25 protein-coding genes are annotated in these 20,901 nt (G+C 57.1%); 11 read left to right on the top strand and 14 right to left on the bottom strand.

Going from position 1 to position 20,901, the window contains the following annotated elements:
* Positions 1 to 105: 105 nt before the first annotated feature.
* Genes IB245_RS12750 through IB245_RS12760 form a run of 3 tightly spaced genes read right to left on the bottom strand, consistent with a single transcriptional unit; the run spans position 106 to position 3,510 of the window.
* Positions 106 to 1,011 carry an acyltransferase gene (locus IB245_RS12750; RefSeq protein WP_192227738.1) on the bottom strand — a complete coding sequence of 302 codons (906 nt, stop codon included), beginning with the start codon at positions 1,009 to 1,011 and terminating at the stop codon, positions 106 to 108.
* Entirely contained in the window at positions 1,012 to 3,111 is a 2,100-nt protein-coding gene (gene pta, locus IB245_RS12755) for a phosphate acetyltransferase (protein WP_008026952.1), read from the bottom strand.
* A gap of 60 nt (positions 3,112 to 3,171) precedes the next feature.
* Entirely contained in the window at positions 3,172 to 3,510 is a 339-nt protein-coding gene (locus IB245_RS12760; RefSeq protein ID WP_192227739.1) for a DUF3565 domain-containing protein, read from the bottom strand.
* On the opposite strand from IB245_RS12760, the gene IB245_RS12765 reads away from it, so the two are divergent.
* From IB245_RS12765 to IB245_RS12775, 3 genes are all read left to right on the top strand, one after another.
* The gene (locus IB245_RS12765; protein WP_008026954.1) at positions 3,479 to 3,964 is read left to right on the top strand and encodes an FKBP-type peptidyl-prolyl cis-trans isomerase; all 486 of its coding nucleotides are present in this window, start codon (positions 3,479 to 3,481) and stop codon (positions 3,962 to 3,964) included. The genes IB245_RS12760 and IB245_RS12765 overlap by 32 nt on opposite strands.
* Positions 3,965 to 4,086: 122 nt before the next feature.
* Positions 4,087 to 4,569, top strand: a complete 483-nt coding sequence (locus IB245_RS12770; RefSeq protein ID WP_008037360.1) for a glutathione peroxidase — start codon at positions 4,087 to 4,089, stop codon at positions 4,567 to 4,569.
* A 224-nt stretch (positions 4,570 to 4,793) separates the two neighbouring features.
* Complete coding sequence (locus IB245_RS12775) at positions 4,794 to 5,897, top strand: NADH:flavin oxidoreductase (protein ID WP_008026958.1); 1,104 nt, start codon at positions 4,794 to 4,796, stop codon at positions 5,895 to 5,897.
* A gap of 115 nt (positions 5,898 to 6,012) precedes the next feature.
* On the opposite strand, the gene IB245_RS12780 is transcribed toward IB245_RS12775, so the two are convergent.
* The gene (locus IB245_RS12780) at positions 6,013 to 7,212 is read right to left on the bottom strand and encodes a glycosyltransferase family 4 protein (RefSeq protein ID WP_192227740.1); all 1,200 of its coding nucleotides are present in this window, start codon (positions 7,210 to 7,212) and stop codon (positions 6,013 to 6,015) included.
* A gap of 287 nt (positions 7,213 to 7,499) precedes the next feature.
* On the opposite strand from IB245_RS12780, the gene IB245_RS12785 reads away from it, so the two are divergent.
* From IB245_RS12785 to IB245_RS12810, 6 genes are read left to right on the top strand one after another with little or no spacing between them, the layout of a single operon-like run.
* Complete coding sequence (locus tag IB245_RS12785) at positions 7,500 to 8,195, top strand: WbqC family protein (protein ID WP_032832353.1); 696 nt, start codon at positions 7,500 to 7,502, stop codon at positions 8,193 to 8,195.
* The gene (locus IB245_RS12790) at positions 8,192 to 9,121 is read left to right on the top strand and encodes a glycosyltransferase family 2 protein (protein WP_192227741.1); all 930 of its coding nucleotides are present in this window, start codon (positions 8,192 to 8,194) and stop codon (positions 9,119 to 9,121) included. The genes IB245_RS12785 and IB245_RS12790 overlap by 4 nt, the downstream gene beginning before the upstream one ends.
* Complete coding sequence (locus tag IB245_RS12795; RefSeq protein WP_008037355.1) at positions 9,102 to 9,734, top strand: class I SAM-dependent methyltransferase; 633 nt, start codon at positions 9,102 to 9,104, stop codon at positions 9,732 to 9,734. The genes IB245_RS12790 and IB245_RS12795 overlap by 20 nt, the downstream gene beginning before the upstream one ends.
* Positions 9,734 to 10,399 carry an acetyltransferase gene (locus IB245_RS12800; protein WP_008037353.1) on the top strand — a complete coding sequence of 222 codons (666 nt, stop codon included), beginning with the start codon at positions 9,734 to 9,736 and terminating at the stop codon, positions 10,397 to 10,399. The genes IB245_RS12795 and IB245_RS12800 overlap by 1 nt, the downstream gene beginning before the upstream one ends.
* A complete protein-coding gene (locus tag IB245_RS12805) occupies positions 10,396 to 11,319 on the top strand; it encodes a hypothetical protein (RefSeq protein WP_192227742.1) in 924 nt (307 codons plus the stop codon). Before IB245_RS12800 ends, IB245_RS12805 begins: the two co-directional genes overlap by 4 nt.
* The gene (locus IB245_RS12810; protein WP_192227743.1) at positions 11,319 to 11,693 is read left to right on the top strand and encodes an EamA family transporter; all 375 of its coding nucleotides are present in this window, start codon (positions 11,319 to 11,321) and stop codon (positions 11,691 to 11,693) included. Before IB245_RS12805 ends, IB245_RS12810 begins: the two co-directional genes overlap by 1 nt.
* Positions 11,694 to 11,710: 17 nt before the next feature.
* Here the strand turns inward: IB245_RS12810 and cysZ are convergent, their stop codons facing one another.
* Complete coding sequence (gene cysZ / locus IB245_RS12815; RefSeq protein WP_192227744.1) at positions 11,711 to 12,466, bottom strand: sulfate transporter CysZ; 756 nt, start codon at positions 12,464 to 12,466, stop codon at positions 11,711 to 11,713.
* Positions 12,467 to 12,781: 315 nt separating this feature from the next.
* Between cysZ and trxB the strand changes: the two genes are divergently transcribed.
* Positions 12,782 to 13,744, top strand: coding sequence for a thioredoxin-disulfide reductase (trxB, locus tag IB245_RS12820; RefSeq protein WP_008026963.1), 963 nt, complete (start codon positions 12,782 to 12,784; stop codon positions 13,742 to 13,744).
* 154 nt (positions 13,745 to 13,898) lie between these two features.
* On the opposite strand, the gene IB245_RS12825 is transcribed toward trxB, so the two are convergent.
* The 7 genes from IB245_RS12825 to IB245_RS12855 all read right to left on the bottom strand — a co-directional run bounded on the left by IB245_RS12825 (position 13,899) and on the right by IB245_RS12855 (position 18,539).
* Positions 13,899 to 15,149, bottom strand: a complete 1,251-nt coding sequence (locus IB245_RS12825) for an aspartate aminotransferase family protein (RefSeq protein WP_192227745.1) — start codon at positions 15,147 to 15,149, stop codon at positions 13,899 to 13,901.
* Positions 15,150 to 15,417: 268 nt separating this feature from the next.
* Positions 15,418 to 15,756 (bottom strand): HopJ type III effector protein, encoded by a 339-nt coding sequence (locus IB245_RS12830; RefSeq protein WP_008037347.1) that lies wholly within the window; start codon positions 15,754 to 15,756, stop codon positions 15,418 to 15,420.
* On the bottom strand, positions 15,749 to 16,045 hold the full coding sequence (locus IB245_RS12835; protein WP_008026968.1) for a DUF1244 domain-containing protein: 297 nt from the start codon (positions 16,043 to 16,045) through the stop codon (positions 15,749 to 15,751). Before IB245_RS12835 ends, IB245_RS12830 begins: the two co-directional genes overlap by 8 nt.
* A 68-nt stretch (positions 16,046 to 16,113) precedes the next feature.
* The gene (gene folX / locus IB245_RS12840) at positions 16,114 to 16,485 is read right to left on the bottom strand and encodes a dihydroneopterin triphosphate 2'-epimerase (protein ID WP_008026970.1); all 372 of its coding nucleotides are present in this window, start codon (positions 16,483 to 16,485) and stop codon (positions 16,114 to 16,116) included.
* 2 nt (positions 16,486 to 16,487) lie between these two features.
* Complete coding sequence (gene folE, locus IB245_RS12845; RefSeq protein WP_008026971.1) at positions 16,488 to 17,063, bottom strand: GTP cyclohydrolase I FolE; 576 nt, start codon at positions 17,061 to 17,063, stop codon at positions 16,488 to 16,490.
* A 21-nt stretch (positions 17,064 to 17,084) separates the two neighbouring features.
* Positions 17,085 to 17,795: a dihydromonapterin reductase gene (folM, locus tag IB245_RS12850; protein ID WP_008037344.1), complete on the bottom strand. Its 711-nt coding sequence runs from the start codon at positions 17,793 to 17,795 to the stop codon at positions 17,085 to 17,087.
* Positions 17,796 to 17,969: 174 nt separating this feature from the next.
* A complete protein-coding gene (locus IB245_RS12855) occupies positions 17,970 to 18,539 on the bottom strand; it encodes an antibiotic biosynthesis monooxygenase (protein WP_192227746.1) in 570 nt (189 codons plus the stop codon).
* Positions 18,540 to 18,714: 175 nt separating this feature from the next.
* Here IB245_RS12855 and IB245_RS12860 point away from each other — a divergent pair, with 175 nt between their 5' ends.
* Positions 18,715 to 19,710: a MerR family transcriptional regulator gene (locus tag IB245_RS12860; protein ID WP_192227747.1), complete on the top strand. Its 996-nt coding sequence runs from the start codon at positions 18,715 to 18,717 to the stop codon at positions 19,708 to 19,710.
* Between the two features lies 1 nt (position 19,711).
* Here IB245_RS12860 and IB245_RS12865 read toward each other — a convergent pair whose 3' ends face one another.
* Complete coding sequence (locus IB245_RS12865; protein WP_192227748.1) at positions 19,712 to 20,317, bottom strand: hypothetical protein; 606 nt, start codon at positions 20,315 to 20,317, stop codon at positions 19,712 to 19,714.
* Between the two features lie 54 nt (positions 20,318 to 20,371).
* Positions 20,372 to 20,848, bottom strand: a complete 477-nt coding sequence (locus IB245_RS12870) for a PAS domain-containing protein (protein WP_192227749.1) — start codon at positions 20,846 to 20,848, stop codon at positions 20,372 to 20,374.
* Positions 20,849 to 20,901 lie beyond the last annotated feature (53 nt).

A 20,901-nucleotide genomic window follows, 5' to 3' on the forward strand; every position in this document is an offset into this window, starting at 1 on the left:
CTCGGTCAACTGTGGGAGCTAGCCTGCTAGCGATTGCGGTGATTCAGGCAATAAATCTGCTGAATGTGAACCCGCTATCGCCAGCAGGCTGGCTCCCACAGTAGGTCAGTGTTTATCGGGGTATTCGCGATGCATCTGCGTCAGCAGCGCATCCTTGTCTAACCAAAGCTGATTGATCCACCCCTGAAACTGCAACCGATACTCCCCATCCTGGTCGTAGTTCTTGCCAATAAACTGCGGCGGAATCTTCAACTCCTGAAAGTGCACCACCACGTCCGCAACGTTCCCGCATAACAGATCCCAATACCCCGGACGCCCGCCCGGATAGTGAATCGTCACGTTGACGATCGACTCCAGCTGTTCGCCCATCGCGTCCAGCACAAACGCAATGCCACCGGCCTTGGGTTTGAGCAGGTACTTGAACGGTGATTTCTGCTGCGCATGCTTGCCTTCGGTGAAGCGCGTGCCTTCGACGAAATTGAAAATTCCCACCGGGTTATCGCGAAACTTCGCACAGGTCTTGCGCGTGGTTTCCAGGTCTTTGCCTTTCTTCTCCGGGTGCTTTTCCAGGTAAGCCTTGGAATAGCGCTTCATGAACGGAAAGCCCAGTGTCCACCAGGCCAGGCCAATCACCGGCACCCAGATCAACTCTTGCTTGAGAAAGAACTTCAGCGGCTGGATACGACGGTTGAGCACGTACTGCAACACCATGATGTCGACCCAGCTCTGGTGGTTGCTGGTGATCAGGTACGAGTGCTGATAGTCCAGCCCTTCAAGGCCGCTGAGGTGCCAGCGGGTGCGGCGGACCAGGTTCATCCAGGCCTTGTTGTTGCTGATCCAGGCTTCATGGGTATGGTTCATCAGCCAGCGTGTGAAACGCTGGGTCAGGGCGAACGGCAACACCTTGAAAATCGCCACGCAGAACAGAAACGAGCAGAGCAGAATCGTATTCAGTGCCAGCAACAACGATGCAATCACGCCGCGTGCGGCGGCAGGCAGGAAATCCAGCATTTAAACATCCAGAGGTCGGTTGGCAGCTTGAATCGCGGTCAACGCGATGGTGTACACGATGTCGTCGACTTGCGCGCCACGCGGCAGGTCGTTCACCGGTTTGCGCAGGCCTTGCAGCATCGGGCCGAGGCTGACGCAGTCGGCGCTGCGCTGCACGGCTTTGTGCGTGGTGTTGCCGGTATTCAGGTCGGGGAACACAAACACCGTGGCGCGGCCGGCGACCTGACTGTTCGGCGCCAGTTGCCGGGCAACGGTTTCGTTGGCGGCGGCGTCGTACTGCAACGGACCGTCGATCAGCAGCGAATGTTGTTGTTCGTGGGCGAGCAACGTCGCCTCGCGGACCTTCTCGACCTCTTCGCCGCTGGCCGATTCGCCGCTGGAATAGCTGATCATTGCCACGCGCGGCGTAATGCCGAACGCTGCTGCCGAGTCCGCACTTTGCAGGGCGATCTCGGCCAGTTCCGTGGCGCTCGGGTGCGGGTTCATCACGCAGTCGCCGTAGACCAGCACCTCTTCGGGAAACAGCATGAAGAACACCGACGACACCAGGGTGCAGCCCGGCGCGGTCTTGATCAACTGCAAGGCCGGGCGGATGGTGTTGGCGGTGGAGTGAATGACACCGGACACCAGGCCGTCGACTTCATCCAGCGCCAGCATCATCGTGCCGATCACCACGGTGTCTTCCAGTTGCTGCTCGGCCATCGGCGCGTTGAGGCTTTTGGTCTTGCGCAGCGCAACCATCGGCTCGACGTAACGTTCGCGAATCAGGTCCGGGTCGAGAATCTCCAGGCCTGGCGGCAGTTCGATATCGTGGGCACGCGCCACGGCCTCGACATCCGCCGGTTTCGCCAGCAACACACAACGGGCAATGCCGCGCGCTTGGCAGATTGCCGCGGCTTGCACGGTCAGCGGCTCACTGCCTTCGGGCAACACGATGCGTTTGTTGGCGGCCTGGGCGCGCTGGATCAATTGATAACGGAACACCGCAGGCGACAGGCGCATTTCCCGAGGCGTGCCGCAACGCTGGTGCAGCCAGTTGGCGTCGAGGTGGCTGGCGACGAAGTCGGTGATGATCTCCGCACGCTCGCGGTCGTCGATCGGGATTTCCTTGTTCAAACCGTTCAGCTGGTTCGCGGTGTCGTAGGAGCCGGTGCTCACCGACAACACCGGCAAACCGGCCTGCAAGGCGCCACGGCACAGGTCCATGATGCGCGGGTCGGGCAGGGTGTCGCTGGTCAGCAGCAGGCCGGCCAGCGGCACGCCGTTCATGGCGGCGAGGCTGACGGCGAGGATGATGTCGTCGCGATCTCCGGGCGTCACCACCAGCACGCCGGGCTTGAGCAGCTCCACGGTGTTGCGCATGGTGCGCGCACAAATGATGATTTTGGTCATGCGCCGGGTTTCGTAGTCGCCGGCATTGAGGATTTGCGCGCCCATCAGATCGGCCACGTCGCGGGTGCGCGGCGCGTTCAGTTCCGGCTGGTACGGGATGCAACCGAGCAAGCGGAAATCACCGCTGCGCAGCAACGGCGAATGCTCCTTGAGGCGCGAGGCGAAGGCCTCCATGCTCTCGTCGGTCTTGACCTTGTTGAGGATCACGCCGAGGACTTTCGGGTCTTTCGGCCCGCCGAACAACTGCGCCTGCAACTCCACGCGACCGGAGAGCTCGGTCAGCACTTCGTTTTCCGGTGCCGAAACCAGAATCACGTCGGCATCCAGACTCTTGGCCAAATGCAGATTGACCCGCGCGGCGTAACTGGCGCTGCGGGTCGGGACCATGCCTTCGACGATCAGGACGTCCTTGCCGATGGCCGCTTGCTGATAGAGCGTGATGATTTCTTCGAGCAACTCATCGAGCTGGCCGTCGCCGAGCATGCGCTCGACGTGCGCCAGGCCCAGCGGTTGCGGCGGTTTCAAACCGTGGGTTCGCGCCACCAGTTCGGTGGAGCGCTCCGGCCCGGTATCACCAGGATGCGGTTGGGCAATCGGTTTGAAAAAGCCGACCTTGAGGCCGGCCCGCTCGAGGGTGCGCACCAGCCCGAGGCTGATGGAGGTCAGACCCACACCAAAATCGGTGGGCGCGATAAAAAAAGTTTGCATGCGGATTCTCTAAGGGAGCATGACAAAGGTGATCATCTATAGCTGACGATCTACCGAAATTCAGTCGCCAAGGTTATCGCTAACCGAGCCTTGTGCGCACCAACCGCATTCAAAGGGCTGACCTATTTTTTCATGACGCAGCAGTGGGTCCATGACCCAGGCGCGCGATTGCCACGGTGGCTGGTGGCGCAGGTGCTGCGTGTGGCCACAGGACAGCTCGGCCACCCAATGCCCGTCCTCGTCCTGATGGAAACCTGTGACCGTCGAGCCTGGCGCCGCATTCCGTCTGTCCGGGTTGTGTTCGCTTTCGGACGATTGCTTCGCTAAACTTGGCCTTTCTAAATTCTTATGCAAAAGGTCTCGCCCCATGCTGATCGCCGCCAATAAGGCTGTCTCCATCGACTATACCCTGACCAACGACGCTGGTGAGGTCATCGACAGCTCCGCCGGCGGCGCGCCGCTGGTCTACCTGCAAGGCGCAGGCAACATCATTCCGGGCCTGGAAAAGGCTCTGGAAGGCAAAGCAGTCGGCGACGAGCTGACCGTGGCCGTTGAACCTGAAGACGCTTACGGCGAATACGCTGCCGAACTGGTCAGCACGCTGAGCCGCAGCATGTTCGAAGGCGTCGACGAGCTGGAAGTGGGCATGCAGTTCCACGCTTCCGCACCAGACGGCCAAATGCAGATCGTGACCATTCGCGATCTGGACGGCGACGATGTCACCGTCGACGGCAACCACCCGTTGGCCGGTCAGCGCCTGAACTTCCAGGTCAAGATCATCGCCATCCGTGACGCCAGCCAGGAAGAAATCGCTCATGGTCACGTCCATGGCGAAGGTGGCCATCACCACTGATTTTCTGCGCTAAGCTCAGAGAACTGGAGAGGCGCCCGAGGGCGCCTTTTTAGTCCGCGGCTGTCCTTGGTGGCCTCACCAAGAGGCTGTTTCGAGAAGAACACGGGAATCTGGAGTACGTCATGAGTGCTTTTCACGACCTTAATTTGACAGGCCTGGATGGTCAGGAGCTACCTCTGGCGCCCTTCAAGGGGCATGTCGTGCTGGTGGTCAACGTCGCCTCCAAATGTGGCTTGACCCCACAATACGCGGCGCTGGAAAACCTTTACCAGCAATACAAAGGTAAAGGCTTCAGCGTGCTGGGCTTGCCGTGCAACCAGTTTGCCGGACAGGAACCGGGTACCGAGAAAGAGATCCAGGAGTTCTGCAGCCTCAACTATGGCGTGACCTTTCCGTTGTCCAGCAAGCTGGAAGTCAACGGTCATGAGCGTCATCAGTTGTACCGCCTGCTGGCGGGCGAGGGGGCTGAATTCCCGGGTGATATCACCTGGAACTTCGAAAAATTCCTGCTCGGCAAGGACGGTCGCGTACTGGCACGGTTCTCACCGCGTACGGCGCCGGATGATCCCACTGTCATTCAGGCAATCGAAAAAGCCCTGAGCTGAAATCCCCCCCCTGTAGGAGCGAGGTTTGCCCGCGAAGGCGTCAGGTCAGTCAGTAATGATGTCGACTGACCGACCGCCTTCGCGGGCAAGTCGGAGCGCCGCCCGCTCGCTCCTACGATGCTTTCCACCTTTTATTCCTTAATCACCAAAATCAATAGTGCTATTCAAGGCGTTCCCAACTCCATATTATCGCCGTCATAAAGTCTATTCCCGTGGAGCGTCCCATGCCTGTCAAAGCCCTGTTCAAACCGTTCCACCTCGGCACCCTCGAACTGCCGACCCGTGTCGTCATGGCGCCGATGACCCGCTCGTTTTCGCCGGGTGGCGTACCCAACTCCAAAGTGATCGAGTACTACCGTCGTCGCGCCGCCGCCGGCGTGGGCTTGATCATCACTGAAGGCACCACCGTCGGCCACAAGGCCTCCAACGGCTACCCGAACGTGCCGCATTTCTACGGTGAAGCCGCGCTGGCCGGCTGGAAGAAAGTCGTCGACGCAGTGCATGCCGAAGGCGGCAAGATCGTTCCGCAGCTTTGGCATGTCGGCAGCGTGCGTCGCATCGGCACCGAGCCTGACGCCAGCGTGCCGGGTTACGGTCCGTCGGAAAAGCTGAAGGACGGTCAGGTCGTGGTTCACGGCATGACTAAACAGGATATCCAGGACGTGATCGCCGCGTTCGCTCAAGCCGCCAAAGACGCGCAAAGCATCGGCATGGACGGCGTGGAAATCCACGGCGCCCATGGCTACCTGGTGGACCAGTTCTTCTGGGAAGGCAGCAATCAGCGCACCGATGAATACGGTGGCGACCTGGCGAACCGTTCGCGTTTCGCCATCGAACTGATTCAGGCGGTGCGTGCGGCAGTTGGTGAAGGCTTCCCGATCATTTTCCGTTTCTCTCAGTGGAAGCAGCAGGATTACACCGCGCGTCTGGTGCAAACACCGGAGGCCTTGGGCGAGTTCCTCAAGCCTTTGTCCGACGCTGGCGTGGACATTTTCCACTGCTCGACGCGCCGTTTCTGGGAGCCGGAGTTCGACGGTTCCGAGCTGAACCTGGCAGGCTGGACGCGCAAACTGACCGGCAAGCCGACCATCACCGTGGGTAGCGTCGGCCTGGATGGCGAGTTCCTGCAATTCATGGTCAACACCGACAAGATCGCGCAGCCGGCCAGCCTGGAAAAACTGCTGGAGCGTTTGAACAACGACGAGTTCGATCTGGTGGCGGTGGGGCGTGCGCTGCTGGTGGACCCGGACTGGGCGCAGAAAGTGCGTGACGGTCGTGAGGGAGATATCCTGCCGTTCAGTCGTGAGGCGTTGATGACGCTGGTTTAAGCGGCGACTGGAAAGGCCTCTTCGCGGGCAAGCCTCGCTCCTACAGGATTTGAGTCGTACACAATAATTCGGATCGACTCAAATCCTGTAGGAGCGAGGCTTGCCCGCGAAGCTTTTAAGGCAACAAAGCCACATCAGGCAAAACCTGTTCCTGCGAACAAGCCCCCCGCAACTGCCCCTCGAACTGCTCGATAATCGCTGCCCAACCCTGCCGACTCGCATGCTGGCGCGCATTGAGCCTTACGCATCGCAAGGTTTCGCGCTTCTCCAACAGCCACACCGCGGCATCGCTGAACGCTTCCTCATCCCCCGGCATCGCCAGCACGCCGTTGTAGCCATGGCGAATATGCTGCGCCGCCGCAGCCTGATCGTAAGCCACCACGCCCAACCCTGACGCGAGTGCCTCAAGCACCACATTGCCGAAGGTTTCGGTCATGCTCGGAAACAAAAACACATCCCCTGACGCATAGTGGCTGGCCAGGGCCTCGCCGCGCTGAGTGCCGCAGAAAATCGCTTCGGGCAGTTCCTGTTCCAGGGCCACTCGTTGCGGACCGTCACCGACGATGATCAGCTTTAGGATTCGCTGTGGATAAGTCGCTTTCAACGTGTCGAAACAACGCTTGAGCAAACCAAGGTTCTTCTCCGGTGCCAGGCGTCCTACGTGGATGACTGCGATGTCCTTCTCGCCAAGGCCCCATTGCTCACGCAACGATTGCAGCCGTTTGGTCGGGTGGAACAACTGACTGTCGACCCCACGGGACAGCAATGCCAGCCGCTCGAAATGCCGGCGCTCCAACTCCAGTCGCTGACTGACACTCGGCACCAGCGTCAGGGTCGAGCGATTGTGAAACCAGCGCAGGTAGTGGGTCAGCAGACGCGTGAGCAATCCGAGCCCGTACTGATTGGAGTACTGCTGGAAGTTGGTGTGAAAACCGCTGACCACCGAAATCCCCAGGCGCCGTGCCGCGCGCAACGCGGACAAGCCCAGCGGTCCTTCCGTGGCGATGTACAGCACGTCCGGGCGCTGGCGCTTCCAGCGTCGCAGCAGCTTGTGCATCGACGACTGACCCCATTGCAAACCCGGATACCCCGGCAGCGGCCAGCCCCGGCACAGCAGCAATTCATCGTCGCTGCCCAGCTGCTGATCGCAACCCTGGCGTGGCCGCACCAGTTCAACCTGATGCCCGCGCGCGCGCAAACCGTCGCACAAGCGGCCAAGGGTATTGGCCACGCCGTTGATTTCGGGAGGGAAGGTTTCGGTGATCAGGGTGATATGCAGAGCTGTCGTCATGACCTCAGTGTCGGCTGGGGCCATGTCGTCGTTGTGGCGTTTTGATGATGGATTTGTGACCGCGCGAGCATTGAATGTCATTTGTCGGGCGACTGAGGATGGGCGTGGGCTAGCGTCGCGTCCACAAAACGTTAACTCGTTCGAGCGTTTGCTGAGGCAAAAAACCATGAAAAGGGTGACGCTTCCCCCCATTGCAGATTAATATGACAGCCTTAAAAATTGTGTAGTGATATTGCTGTGCGTCTAAGTGCTCGTTCTACTTCACAATTACATTTCTCAATGAAGATTCACCGTCGCCAGGGAACAGTGCGTTGAAAAAAGTCGCGATACTTCAATCCAACTACATCCCTTGGAAAGGGTATTTTGACATGATCGCATCAGTGGATGAGTTCATTCTCTATGATGACATGCAATATACTCGGCGTGATTGGCGAAATCGTAATCAGATTAAAACCCCGCAAGGTGTGCAATGGTTGACCGTGCCAGTTTTAGTGAAAGGAAAATATCATCAGAAGATCAGGGAAACTGAGATAGATGGTGTTGACTGGGCCGCTTCACATTGGAAGTCTCTGGTTCAAAATTACAGTCGCGCTCCGCACTTCAATGAAATTGCAAAATGGCTTGAGCCGCTTTATCTGAATGAAAGTTATACTCATATTTCAGAGCTTAATCAGCGATTTATTCAGGCTATTTGCGATTACCTGGAAATCAAGACAGTTATTAGTCGTTCATCGGATTATGAGTTGGTCGACGGTAAGACGGAACGCCTTGCCAATCTTTGTGCACAGGCTGGGGGGAGCGAGTACGTCTCCGGGCCATCTGCCAAGGACTACGTTGATGAAGCTGTATTTGAAGCGATGAATATAAAGTTAACCTGGTTCGATTACTCAGGTTATCCGGAGTATTCGCAGTTATGGGGCGAGTTTACCCATGGCGTCACGGTCCTTGACCTGCTTTTTAATTGTGGAAAAGACGCTCATCGCCAAATGAGGCATGTTGCTCCATGAAGCTCTCAATCGTAGCCACTCTTTATCAGTCAGCCTCTTACATAGAGGAGTTTCATTCGCGCGTGAGTGCTGTCGCGATGACGCTTGCAGGGGATGATTATGAGATCCTGCTGGTGAATGATGGATCTCCCGATAACAGTCTTGATATCGCCATCTCGCTCACTGAACGAGACCATCATGTCGTACTTATCGATCTCTCCCGTAATTTCGGCCATCATAAGGCCATGATGACGGGGCTCTCCCACGCAAAAGGCGAAAAAATATTCCTGATTGACAGCGATCTGGAAGAAGAGCCGGAGTGTTTGCTCAGCTTTGACCAGCAAATCAATCAGACCGCCTGTGATGTTGTTTACGGAGTGCAGGAGCAGCGCAAAGGCGGCTGGTTTGAGCGATGGAGCGGCCGGTGGTTCTATCGTTTCTTTCAAGCCCTGACTGGACTCGCCCTGCCAGAGAATATTGTCACTGCAAGATTAATGACTCGTCGCTACGTGGACGCTTTACTGCGCCATAAGGAACGAGAGGTATTTATTGCCGGTCTTTGGCATATTACCGGGTTTGAACAGCAGCCGCAGACGGTCAAAAAGAGCAGTACCAGTCAGACGACTTATACACTCAGAAGAAAAATGTCTATATTGGTGAATTCGGTAACATCGTTCAGCAATGCGCCATTGATTGGTATTTTTTATATAGGTGTGTCTATTTCGTTTTTCGCACTACTTTATATTCTATATTTGACAGCGCACTGGATGTTTCTCGCAAAGCCAATGAGCGGCTGGACGTCGGTCATGGCCTCTATCTGGCTACTTGGCGGCATGATAATTTCGTTTATCGGTGTCGTGGGGATCTATCTTTCCAAGATATTTTCCGAGTCAAAACAGCGCCCCTACACTATCGTGAGGCAGATTTATGCACAGCGACAAAACTGAGCTCCTTGATGAAGTAGCGAGCTATTACTCGAGCAAGCTTGCACTGCATGGCGAGACACCGAATGGGGTGGACTGGAATGGTGAACAGGGCCAGGCGCTGCGTTTCGAGCAACTCTGCAAAGTAATCGATGGCCCGCAGGACTGTACTGTCAATGATCTGGGATGTGGCTACGGTGCGCTGGTTGACTACTTAAATAACAAGCCTCAGAAATTTTCATATCTTGGTATAGATGTTTCAAAAGAGATGATTCAGGCCGCCGAACAGCGTTACGCAAAACTGTCCGGTGTTCGATTCATTGCCGGGTCCGAGCCCGACTCTGTCGCTGACTATGGCGTTGCCAGTGGTATTTTTAATGTTCGCCTGGGTCGCTCAGACGACGAGTGGCTGAGCTATCTTGAAAAAACACTGGATGTTCTGGATCGAACAAGTCGTCTGGGGTTCTCTTTTAATTGCCTCACCTCCTACTCTGACGAAGATAAGAAGCGAGATGATCTGTACTACGCCGATCCTTGCCTGTTATTTGATATATGCAAACGGCGTTACTCTCGTCATGTAGCCCTTCTGCACGATTATGGGTTGTACGAATTCACTATTCTTGTAAGGAAAATGTGATGAAAAAAAAATTAGTGATTTTCGGCTCTGGCGATATTGCGCAGCTGGCCCACTTTTATTTTAGTACAGACTCCGCTTATGAGATTGTTGCTTTCACTGTGGACGGTAGTTATATCGAGGCGCCTACTTTCTGTGGTCTGCCAGTCGTTGCATTCGAAGACGTAGCCGAGCACTATCCAACGCACAGTCATGAGCTGTTTATTGCCCTGAGCTACTCGAAGCTCAATGCAGTGCGCAAAGAAAAATATCTTGCAGCCAAGGCGCTCGGCTACACGCTTGCCAGTTACATAAGCAGTCATGCCACGGTGCTCAATGAAGGCCGGATTGGCGACAATTGTTTTATTCTTGAAGACAATACCATTCAGCCATTCGTTAATATTGGCAATAATATTACTTTGTGGAGCGGTAACCATATTGGTCACCACTCTACGATTCAGGATCATACGTTTATCGCATCCCATGTAGTGATTTCTGGTGGTGTGCATATCGGCGAGCAGTGTTTTATCGGGGTCAATGCGACTCTTCGCGATCATATAACGGTCGAGGACAAGTGCGTCGTTGGTGCAGGTGCACTGCTGTTAGCAAACGCTGAACAGGAGGGTGTCTTTATCGGCACGGCGACTGAGCGCTCTAAAGTTCCCAGCAGCAAGCTGAGAAAACTATGAAGTCGACATGGAAAAAGCTCGGGCAATTATTTTTTGTCGAGGGTGATTCGCGTCATCCCAAGTTACTATCTCATGCCGCCAACCCGTTACCGGTACATCTGCACGATGATGTCTTTCGGGTATTTTTCAGTGGTCGGGATTCTGATAACCGCTCCTCCGTTGGGGCTGTGGATATCGATATTGAAAAACGAAAAATCATCAAAGAACACCCTTCACCTTTCATGGAACACGGACCGAAAGGCAGTTTTTACGCTGATGGTATAAGCATTGGTAACTGCTACACGGTGGATGGCGTGCAATACATGCTTTTCATGGGGTGGCAGGCGCCAATTGATCAGCATTGGAGGGGGGATGTCGGCAGGTTAGTTGTCAATGCGGATACTACGCTGACGCTTGATAGCAAAAATCCGTTCATGAGCGCTGATAAAGACGATCCTATAAGCCTTTCTTACCCGTGGGTGCGTGAAGACGGAAACGGCGGATATGACATGTGGTATGGATCGACCCGTACTTGGGATTCGGGTAACGGAGAAATGATTCATGTGATCAACTCGGCGCATTCCCTTGATGGCGAAAACTGGAAGCGTAACGGCTTGGCAATCCCCTTCGAACTTGGAGTCGCTCAGGCGTTTTCGCGCCCAACCGTCGCAAAAAACCATCTGGGTGGATTGGAGATGTGGTTCTCCTATCGCAGCGGAGCCGGGGAAACCTATCGTATCGGCTACGCAACCACTGACGAAGGCAAGCAATGGCGATTGGCGCTGGAGGAAGCCGCTATCGATGTTTCATCGGAAGGCTGGGATAGCGAGATGATCGAATACCCGTTTGTGTTTGATCATAAGGGAAGTCGGTACATGCTTTATAACGGTAATGGCTATGGTAAAACCGGCTTCGGCCTGGCTGTGCTGGAGAGAGGCTGATGGCTCGTATATTCGATTATGTGTATATATTTGCAACCATCCTGCTGACCGTCTATGGGCAACTTATTCTTAAATGGCGAATCTCTCACTACGGTGCATTCCCCTCTGACACAACTCAAAAAATCAAATTTCTTTTTTTGCTGTTTTTGGATCCGGCGATTGTTTCAGGGTTCGCAGCGGGGTTTTTAGCATCGTTAGCCTGGATGGCGGCGATGACCAAGTTTGATCTTAGTCACGCCTATCCATTTATGAGCTTGAACTTCGTTGTCGTTTTGCTTTTAAGTGGTTGGATTCTAAGTGAGCCAATGACACTCCAGAAATCAATGGGCGTTGGCCTGATTATTCTGGGCACAGTTATTGCCGCGCGTGGATAACAACGAAAAGCAAGTACCTAACGAAGTTTGGCGGTGAGGTTTTCTACTCCACGCTCTCGCACCCAGAATAATGTCGCGCCGGCCACTGCCGCCGGCATCATCAGGATATTGACCACCGGAATCAGCAGCACCAGGTAAACACTCCCGCCGAAGCTCATGCTCTGCCAGCGCTTCTCACGCAGCCAGGCGAGCATCTCGTTCCAGCCCAGCTTGTGGTTGTCCGCCGGGTAGTCGATGTACTGGATCGCCATCATCCATACGCCGAACAGTAGCCACAGCGGCGCGGCGATGATGTTCACCACCGGGATGAACGAGAGGATGAACAGCCCGATCGCCCGCGGCAGGAAGTAGCCGAGTTTGCGCATTTCCCGGGCGAGGGTGCGCGGGATCATGGCGATCAGTTCACTCCAGCTGAAAGCCGGGAAGTCGTCGGTGCCGCGCACCACCACTTCGACTTTCTCCGCGAGAAAACCGTTGAACGGCGCAGCGATGACGTTGGCGAGCATGGTGAAGGTGAAGAACACCATCAACACCACCAGCACCACGAAAATCGGCCAGAGGATGTAGCTGAGAAAACTAAGCCAGTCGGGCAGGGACGGCATCAGCGTATCGACCCACAGACTGAATTGATGGCCGGCCAGATAGATCAATCCGACGAACAGCACCAGATTGATTGCCAGCGGCAGCAACACGAATAAACGCAGGCTGGGGCTGAGGACCAGCTTGAGGCCTTCGCGCAGGTATTGCGGGCCGGACAGAACAGGGGCGGGCATATCGAGCTCCGAGCAGAAGGGAAACGCGCCGACCTTACCGGCTTTGCCTTACGGGCGAAAGCGCGGTCGCAGCATCGACATCAACAGTAACAAAGGCGTCTATATATTGGCCGTGACGGGATAGAGACCGCCTATGAGCTGGATTGTTAAACCGTATTTCCTTAATCTTCGCCCCCTCGATACGCTGCACCCAATCTTTTTACAGGACTGTCGAGTTCAAGCCTTCCCCAAGTGCTTTCAACGGTCCTTTTTTATTCCCGCCGGCAACCCGGCGTTCCGCGCCAGGTATTCCGGGCCGGTCAACAGGAGCAGGTCATGTCTGAAGTCCGTCATTCGCGAGTGATTATTCTCGGTTCCGGCCCTGCCGGTTACAGCGCCGCGGTCTATGCCGCCCGTGCCAACCTCAAGCCACTGCTGATCACCGGTATGCAAGCCGGCGGTCAACTGACCACCACCACCGAAGTCGACAACTGGCCGGGCGATGTCCACGGTCTGACCGGCCCGGCGTTGATGGAGCGGATGCGTGAGCACGCCGAGCGCTTTGAAACCGAGATCGTTTTCGATCACATCAATGCCGTGGACTTCGCCGCCAAGCCGTACACCCTGACTGGCGACAGCGCGACCTACACCTGCGACGCCCTGATCATCGCCACCGGCGCCAGCGCTCGTTACCTGGGCCTGCCATCGGAAGAAGCGTTCATGGGCAAAGGCGTTTCGGCCTGCGCGACCTGCGACGGTTTCTTCTACCGCAACAAGCCAGTGGCCGTGGTCGGTGGCGGTAACACCGCTGTCGAAGAAGCCCTGTACCTGGCCAATATCGCCAGCACCGTGACCCTGATCCACCGTCGCGAAACCTTCCGCGCCGAGAAGATCCTGATCGACAAGCTCAACGCTCGTGTTGCCGAAGGCAAGATCATCCTGAAGTTGAACTCGAACCTGGACGAAGTCCTGGGCGACAACATGGGCGTGACCGGTGCTCGCCTGAAGAACAACGACGGCAGCTTCGACGAGCTGAAAGTCGACGGCGTGTTCATCGCCATCGGCCACACCCCGAACACCTCGCTGTTCGAAGGCCAGCTGACGTTGAAAGACGGTTACCTGGTGGTGCACGGCGGCCGTGAAGGCAATGCGACCGCGACCAACGTTGAAGGCATCTTTGCTGCCGGTGACGTGGCTGACCACGTTTACCGTCAAGCGATCACCTCGGCCGGCGCCGGCTGCATGGCGGCACTGGACACCGAGCGTTACCTCGATGGTCTGCAGAACGCTTCGTTCTGATTCTGTTGAAATGAAAAAACCGGCTTCGGCCGGTTTTTTTTGTGCCGCTCATTTTGCTTGTCCTGTAGGAGCCGGCTTGCTGGCGATGCAGGCGGCGCGGTGCTCCTGTCATACCGAGTCGACTGCATCGCCAGCAAGCCGGCTCCTACAGTGATCAGGTCAGCTTTTTCAGGCACGCCTCCAGGATGTCGAGGCCTTCTTCCAGCACCGCCGCCTCCGTGGTCAACGGCGCCAGTAGCCGAATGATGTGCCGCGACTTGCCGCTAGGCATCAGCAGCAACCCCGCTTCACGGGCCAGGGCCAACAGCTGTGTCAGCTGCGCCGGGGCGGGTGTGCCGTCGGCGTTGGCCAGTTCGATGCCGCGCATGGCGCCGACACCGGTCAGGCGTCCGAGATAAGGGGAAACCTTGTTGGCTCGCCAGGCTTCGTAGCGGCTGACGATCGCTTCTTCCTGCTGCGAACCCCAGGCGTGCAGGTTGGCGTCGGTCATTTCATCCAGCGTCGCCAACGAAGCGGCGCAGGCGATCGGATTGCCCGAGTAAGTGCCGCCCAGTCCGCCCTTGGGCAAAGTGTCGAGCAGCGACTTGCGCCCGACCACCGCCCCCAGCGGCATACCGCCGGCAATGCTTTTGGCCAGCAGGATCAGGTCCGGCTCGATGCCCAGTCGCGAGAACGCAAACCGCTGGCCGGTGCGGCCGAAGCCGGACTGAATTTCATCGGCGATCAGCAGGATGTTCTTTTCATCACAGAACTTGCGCAAGGCCTGAGCGAACTCGACATCCATCGTCAGGAAACCGGCTTCACCCTGCACAGGCTCGACGATAAAGCACGCCACGTCGTCGACATCGATCTCGACGCTGAACAGCCGATCCATCGCCTTCAACGCTTCGGCGCAGGTCACGCCGTTGTCCTTGCTCGGGTAGGGCAAATGGAACACCGGACCGGGCAACACGCCGACCTTCTGTTTGTAGGGCGCGACTTTGCCATTGAGGTTGAGAGTGGCGAGGGTGCGCCCGTGGAAGGCGCCGTCGAAAGCGATGACGGCCGTGCGACCGGTCGCGCCCCGGACGATCTTCAGGGCGTTTTCCGCCGCTTCCGCGCCGCTGTTGGTGAGCATGCCGCTGACCGGGTAATCCACCGGGATGAACGCGGCCAGACGCTCCATGAGTTCGAGGTAAGGCACGTGCGGGGCGGCGTTGAACGCGTAGTGCGTCAACCGGGTGGCTTGTTCGCGGATGGCCTCGACGATGCGCGGGTGGCAATGGCCGAGGTTCAACACGCCGATGCCGCCGACAAAGTCGATGTAGCGTTTGCCCTCGGTGTCCCAGACCTCGGCGTTTTTGCCGTGGCTGAGCGTGACAGGGTGCACGATGTTGATCGACCGGCTGATGGTTTCGCTGCTCATGGATGACCGACTCTGAAGAAGGGAGGCTTCTTTTTATCTAAGCCGCGAGCAGTGGTGCCGGGCAAACGAAATAAAGTTGCCGGGTCAATCTTAAAAGTCGGGATGTGGTTTGAGCGTTGTGCAAATTCATTCAAAACAACGCAGAACCTGTAGGAGCATGGCTTGCCAGCGAAGGCGTCCTCAAGGGCGATGCAAGCCTCAAGGGACCCATCGTCGGAACGCCGCCCGCAGCAAGCCGGCTCCTACAGGGGGAGGTGTTGCTCAGAAATCAGCGGCGGGTCAGGGGTTGCTGGGTGAACTTCACACCGGCCAGGCCATGGGCAATCAACGCGCGGATGTTGCCGTGATCGCTGCCTTCTGGGGTGGCCACGACGGAGCGGTAATGCTCGCCGAATGCCAACAGCGCTTCTTCATCGCTCAACCCTTCCAGCAGCGCCAGGCCCAGGGTCTTGCACGAACCTTCGTTTTGCCCGGCGGCGTTTTCCACGCCACCGTTGTTGAACGCCTGTGGCTGGTAGTCGTAACCGGCGGCGATGAAGGCCAGGGTGTCGGCAAAAACGTGTTCGCCGCTCTTGAGGCTGGCGCGCAGGGTGTTCAAATCACTCATTGGGTTTTCCTTTGGCGAACGCCGCTTGTTGCTCGGCGCTGGCTTCTTGCTGATATTGGGCTTTCCACTCGGCGTACGGCATGCCGTAGACGACTTCACGGGCGTCGTCGAGGCTGACCTCGATCTGACGTTCGTCAGCCGCGGCCTTGTACCATTTGGACAGGCAGTTGCGGCAGAAACCCGAGAGGTTCATCAGGTCGATGTTCTGCACATCCTTGCGGCTGTCCAGGTGCGCGACCAGCCGGCGGAAGGCGGCGGCTTCAAGTTCGAGGCGTTGTTGGTCAGTCATGATGGGCTCTGTGTTACTCAGTCGTGCGCGAGATAATAAAAGTCTGGCGAGCAATGCGCCAGACGCGGTCAGCGGCTCGCGGCCAGGGTGATCGACACCGACTCGGCGAAACGCAGGGCGTGGGGCTTGTCGACTTCGACTTCGGCGTACAGCACCGACTCATTGGCCATGACCAGATCGAGAATTTCCTGGGTCAGGCGTTCGAGCAGGGCAAAGCGATTGCCTTCCACGTGAGCGATGATCGCTTTGGTGATGGTCCGGTAATTCAGCGCGTGATCGATGTCGTTGTCACGCACCGCTTCCTGGGCTGCATACAGGATCGTCAGGTTGATCAGCACGTCCTGCTTGTTGAGGATTTCATCCTCGTTGATCCCGATGAACGTCCGCAGGCACAGGTCCTTGACCCGGATGCGTGCCATTCCTGGTTGAAGTTGTGGCATTGCTACTTGCTCCGTCCAATCAATTGCAGGAACTCCTGACGGGTGTTGCTCGACTCGCGGAAGGCGCCGAGCATCACCGAGGTGTTCATGGTCGAATTCTGTTTCTCGACGCCGCGCATCATCATGCACATGTGCTGTGCCTCGATGACCACCGCGACACCGGCGGCACCGGTCACTTGTTGCACCGCGTCGGCGATTTGTCGGGTGAGGTTTTCCTGGATCTGCAGGCGACGGGCAAACATGTCCACCAGCCGCGCAATCTTCGACAGGCCCAGCACTTTACCCGTTGGAATATAAGCCACATGCGCCTTGCCGATGAAGGGCAGCAGGTGATGTTCACAGAGTGAATACAGCTCGATGTTGTCGACAATGATCATTTCATCGTTGTCGGAGGCGAACAACGCGCCGTTGACGATTTCTTCGACACATTGCTCGTAACCATGACACAGGTACTGCATGGCTTTGGCTGCGCGCGCCGGGGTATCGAGCAGGCCTTCGCGGTCGGGATTTTCACCGAGGCCGATGAGGATCTCGCGGTAGTTCTGGGACAGGGCGTTCTGGGGCCGGGATAACGTCATGAAATATCCTCGCGGGGCAACTTACTTGAGGTGCCGTCCGCCGTTGACGGTCAGGGTCGTGCCGGTGACATAAGGGTTGTCGAGCAAATAACGCAGGCTTTGGTAGATCACGTCGCTACCGGGTTCGATACCCAATGCGGATTTGGCCAGAGCCTTGGCGCGGTACGCCGCGTCGTCGTCAGGGTTGAACAGTAGCAGGGCAGGAGCGATGCCGTTGACCTTGATGTCAGGCGCGTACTTCGCCGCGAAGGACAGGGTCAGGCTGTCGAGCCCGGCTTTGCTGGCGCAGTAGCCGATGTGCTTGCTGCTGCCCTTGCGCGTGACGTCATCGCTGATGTGCACGATGTCCGCCGGGGTCGAGCGTTGCAACAAGTCGGCACAGTGCAGGTTGATCAGGTAGGGCGCCAGCATGTGCACGCTGAACATGCGGGTAAACGCTGCGGCGTCGGTGTCCGGCGTTTCGGCCAGCCATTCGGATGCGTTGTGGATGATCGCCCGCAGGCAGTCGGTGTGGGTTTTCAGTTCGCTGATGAAGGCGAGAATCCCGCCCTCGCTGGAAAAGTCGGCGAGGATTGCCGTCGCCCCCAGATCACGCAATGCCTGTACGCCGGGGCGTTCAGTGCGATAGCTGAAGATCAGCGCATGGCCGTCTTCGAGCAACCGCTGCGCACAGTGCAGGCCGACACGCTGGCCGGCACCGGTGATGAGGATCGGGGCGGATGAAGAGGTCATGAACGGCTCGCGTCGCGGTAAGAGCAAAACTATACCAGCGACGAGCCGTGAGGTGGCTTTTGTAGGAGCGAGCGATGCGGCGATCCGACTTGCCCGCGAAGAACGATGACGCGGTCCAGGCATTCAACCGCGTCATCGTTCTTCGCGGGCAAGCCTTGCTCCTACAGGTGGCGGTCAGTGATTCTGGGTGGTGGGTTCAACAGGTAATCGCCGTGTCGGCGTGCTGTTCAACCAACCGGCGAGCACTCGGGTCGACAGCGGAATAAAGAGGTAGACCATCAACGGCGTCAGACACAGCGTGCTGATGAACACCCGAGGCAACAGGCTCATTTCGCCGAGCAACGGCCCCAGTACGAAGTTGAACAACAACGATACCGGGAAGAACGCCAACCAGATTGCCACGGCCTGTTTCCAGCGAGGCGGACGTGCGCCGGCAGCACCGAACCAGCCTTCGATGCCGCTCACGCGATGTTCCGTCTTATGCGCAAACAAGTCGCTGCCGCGCGCGAGCCAGGCGGTACGCGAGGCCGAATGCTCCCAGGCGTGCATGGTCTGCGCGTTGGCGAAGCGGAAAATGATCTGGAATTCGTCATCGTCGGGCGGCGGGGCGAGCACGCCTGAGCCGAGATAACCCTGGAAGTCGGTGGCCAGTTGTTCGCCTTCGCGCAACCAGGCCATCAGGTCCTGATAACGCCCATCGGCGACGCGGCGCGCAACCATCAGCGTGACGGGGGAGGTAGACATTATGTATCTCCGTATGACAATTGCGTTACTCCGGATAGGAGTTTCGCCAGGCGCAGCGCCGGGGTGATGGGCTGCGTCTCGGAACAAGCAAGGATTGGTCCGGATTCTACAGGTTATGGCAGCGACAATCGTCGTTCATCAATGTATTGAATGGTGATGGGGCAAGAGAGGTAGAATGGGATCCAATTTATACGCGGACGTTGACTGCCCTATGCCTGTCTTGACTGAAGATGTCGCTGGTTTGCCGCGTGCTCTTTCCATAGAAAAGGAAGAACTGTTTCCGATCCGTGAAGTGTCACGGCTGACGGGCGTCAATCCGGTCACCTTGCGGGCGTGGGAGCGACGTTATGGTCTGATTCAGCCAATGCGCACCGAAAGCGGGCATCGCTTGTACGCAATGACCGATATCGAGCGGGTCCGCAGCATCCTGGGCTGGATCGAACGTGGCGTCGCCGTCAGCAAGGTCGGCAAGATACTGGCCAAGACTGCCCCGCTTCAAGCGTTGTCGCACATCATCCCCAACGAACTGGTGCAGGCTGACTACGCGCAGTGGCAGGAACAAGTCAAAGCGGCGGTGAACGTGTTCGATGAGGTGCAACTGGAGCAGGTCTATGGGCAGATCTTTTCCAGTTACCCCCTGACCGTGGCGTTTCAGGACATTCTGATGCCACTCTGGAAGCAATTGCTGCAACGTCAGGAAGTGTTCGGCCAGGCCAGCGAGTGGCTATTCCTGGACGGTTTTTTGCGTTCACGGGTGTTACAGCGGCTGCTGCTGGTGCGCGTCATGCAGCCACGGCGCGTGATTGTCTGTCCCCTGAACGATCAATGTCGCGAACTCGAGCTGTTGGTCACGGCGTTGTTTTTGAGCAGTGTCGATTCGGCCATTCAATTGCTGGCGGTCGGTCAGCCCTTTGATGAACTGGCGCTGGTCTGCGAAAGGGTCAAGCCCCAGGCGTTGGTGCTGTTTTCCAATCACGCGCCCACTAGCGATTTGCCGCGACGTTTGAATCGTCTGGCGATGAGCCTGGATTGCCAGTTGATGCTGGCCGGTGACGCGTCGGAACTGTCGCAGGAGAGCCTGGAAGGATCGTCCATTGGCTGCCTGGGTAACGAAGGAGTGGTGATGCGTCAGCGCCTGAAACAGTTCCTGGCAGGCAACCTGGATACCTGAATCACAGATGCAGGGTCGGGTGGGTCAGTCGATGCTGCTGAAGGATGTACTGGCGAAGGCGCTCGGTTTCATCCTTGTCGCTCTGACTCAACTGATAGGCAAAGAAGCCGTTCTCGGTTTCTCTCTCGAAGGTGCCGCGCAACGCGATACGTTCGTAGCCTGACGGGCTGAACCACAACGCGAAATGCTTGGGCGGTTTGGTCTTGTTGCGAACTTCCAGCAAAACCCCTTTGAACGACACTTCATGCACCCACATCGTGCCGGGATGGCCGGCGGCATTTTCCAGGGCGACCGGTTCTTCGAGGAGCAGGCGCCATGGCCGGACCAACGGTCCGTCTTCATAAATGCTGGGGACGCCGAGGCGTAAATGCAGCGCGTGAAATTCGTCTTCCACCAGATGCAGCGGGAAGGTCATTTGCTGATTTTCGAAGTTGGCCTGGATCGTGACTTGCTCATGAGCAGCAAGGCGCGTGAGCAAGTCACGGATTTGCGAACCACCATTTACAAGCAGACTCGACGTCGCATCCCGCACATTGAGTTGCGGGTTGTGTTGCATGGTCTGGATAAAATCCAGCTCATCCTGGGTCAGGAGTGCGTCGCGCTGCATGATGGGCTCGAAAGGAAAAGTAACAAAGTCATCGGTGATTGTAGTTAATGACAATCAATTCTCGGTTTTGTTTGCGCCGTTCGTCGGTTTGAGCGCGGCGAGCTCGGCCTGAAGCTCTGCCACTTGCGCTTCAAGCTGCGCTACCCGCTGCTGCGCCTTGACCTGCACGGTGACGTCCTTTTGCACGCCGACAAAATACGTCTGACCGTCACTCGGGTTTTTCACCGTAGAAAGCGACAGCTCGTTCCAGAACGGTGTGCCGTCCTTGCGGTAGTTTCGCAGGATTTCCCGGCAGGAGCCGCCACTGTTCAACGCATTGCGAATCAAGGGCAGCGCTTCCTGGTCGCGGTCACCTGATTGCAGAAAGCGGCAATCCTGGTAGAGGATTTCTTCGCTGGTGTAACCGGTCAGTCGTTCGAAAGCCGGGTTGACGTAAATCAGGATGTTGTCGTGTTCACCTTCTTTTTCGGCAATCACGATGCCGTCGTTGGACGCGTCAATCACCATTTGCAGCAGTTGTGCGTTGATCATCGGAGAATCCTTTCCAGATTGATTGAGCGCAGCATTCTAAAAGAACTCTAGCG

Source organism: Pseudomonas sp. PDM02, from assembly GCF_014852285.1.
GTDB classification, from domain to species: domain Bacteria; phylum Pseudomonadota; class Gammaproteobacteria; order Pseudomonadales; family Pseudomonadaceae; genus Aquipseudomonas; species Aquipseudomonas migulae.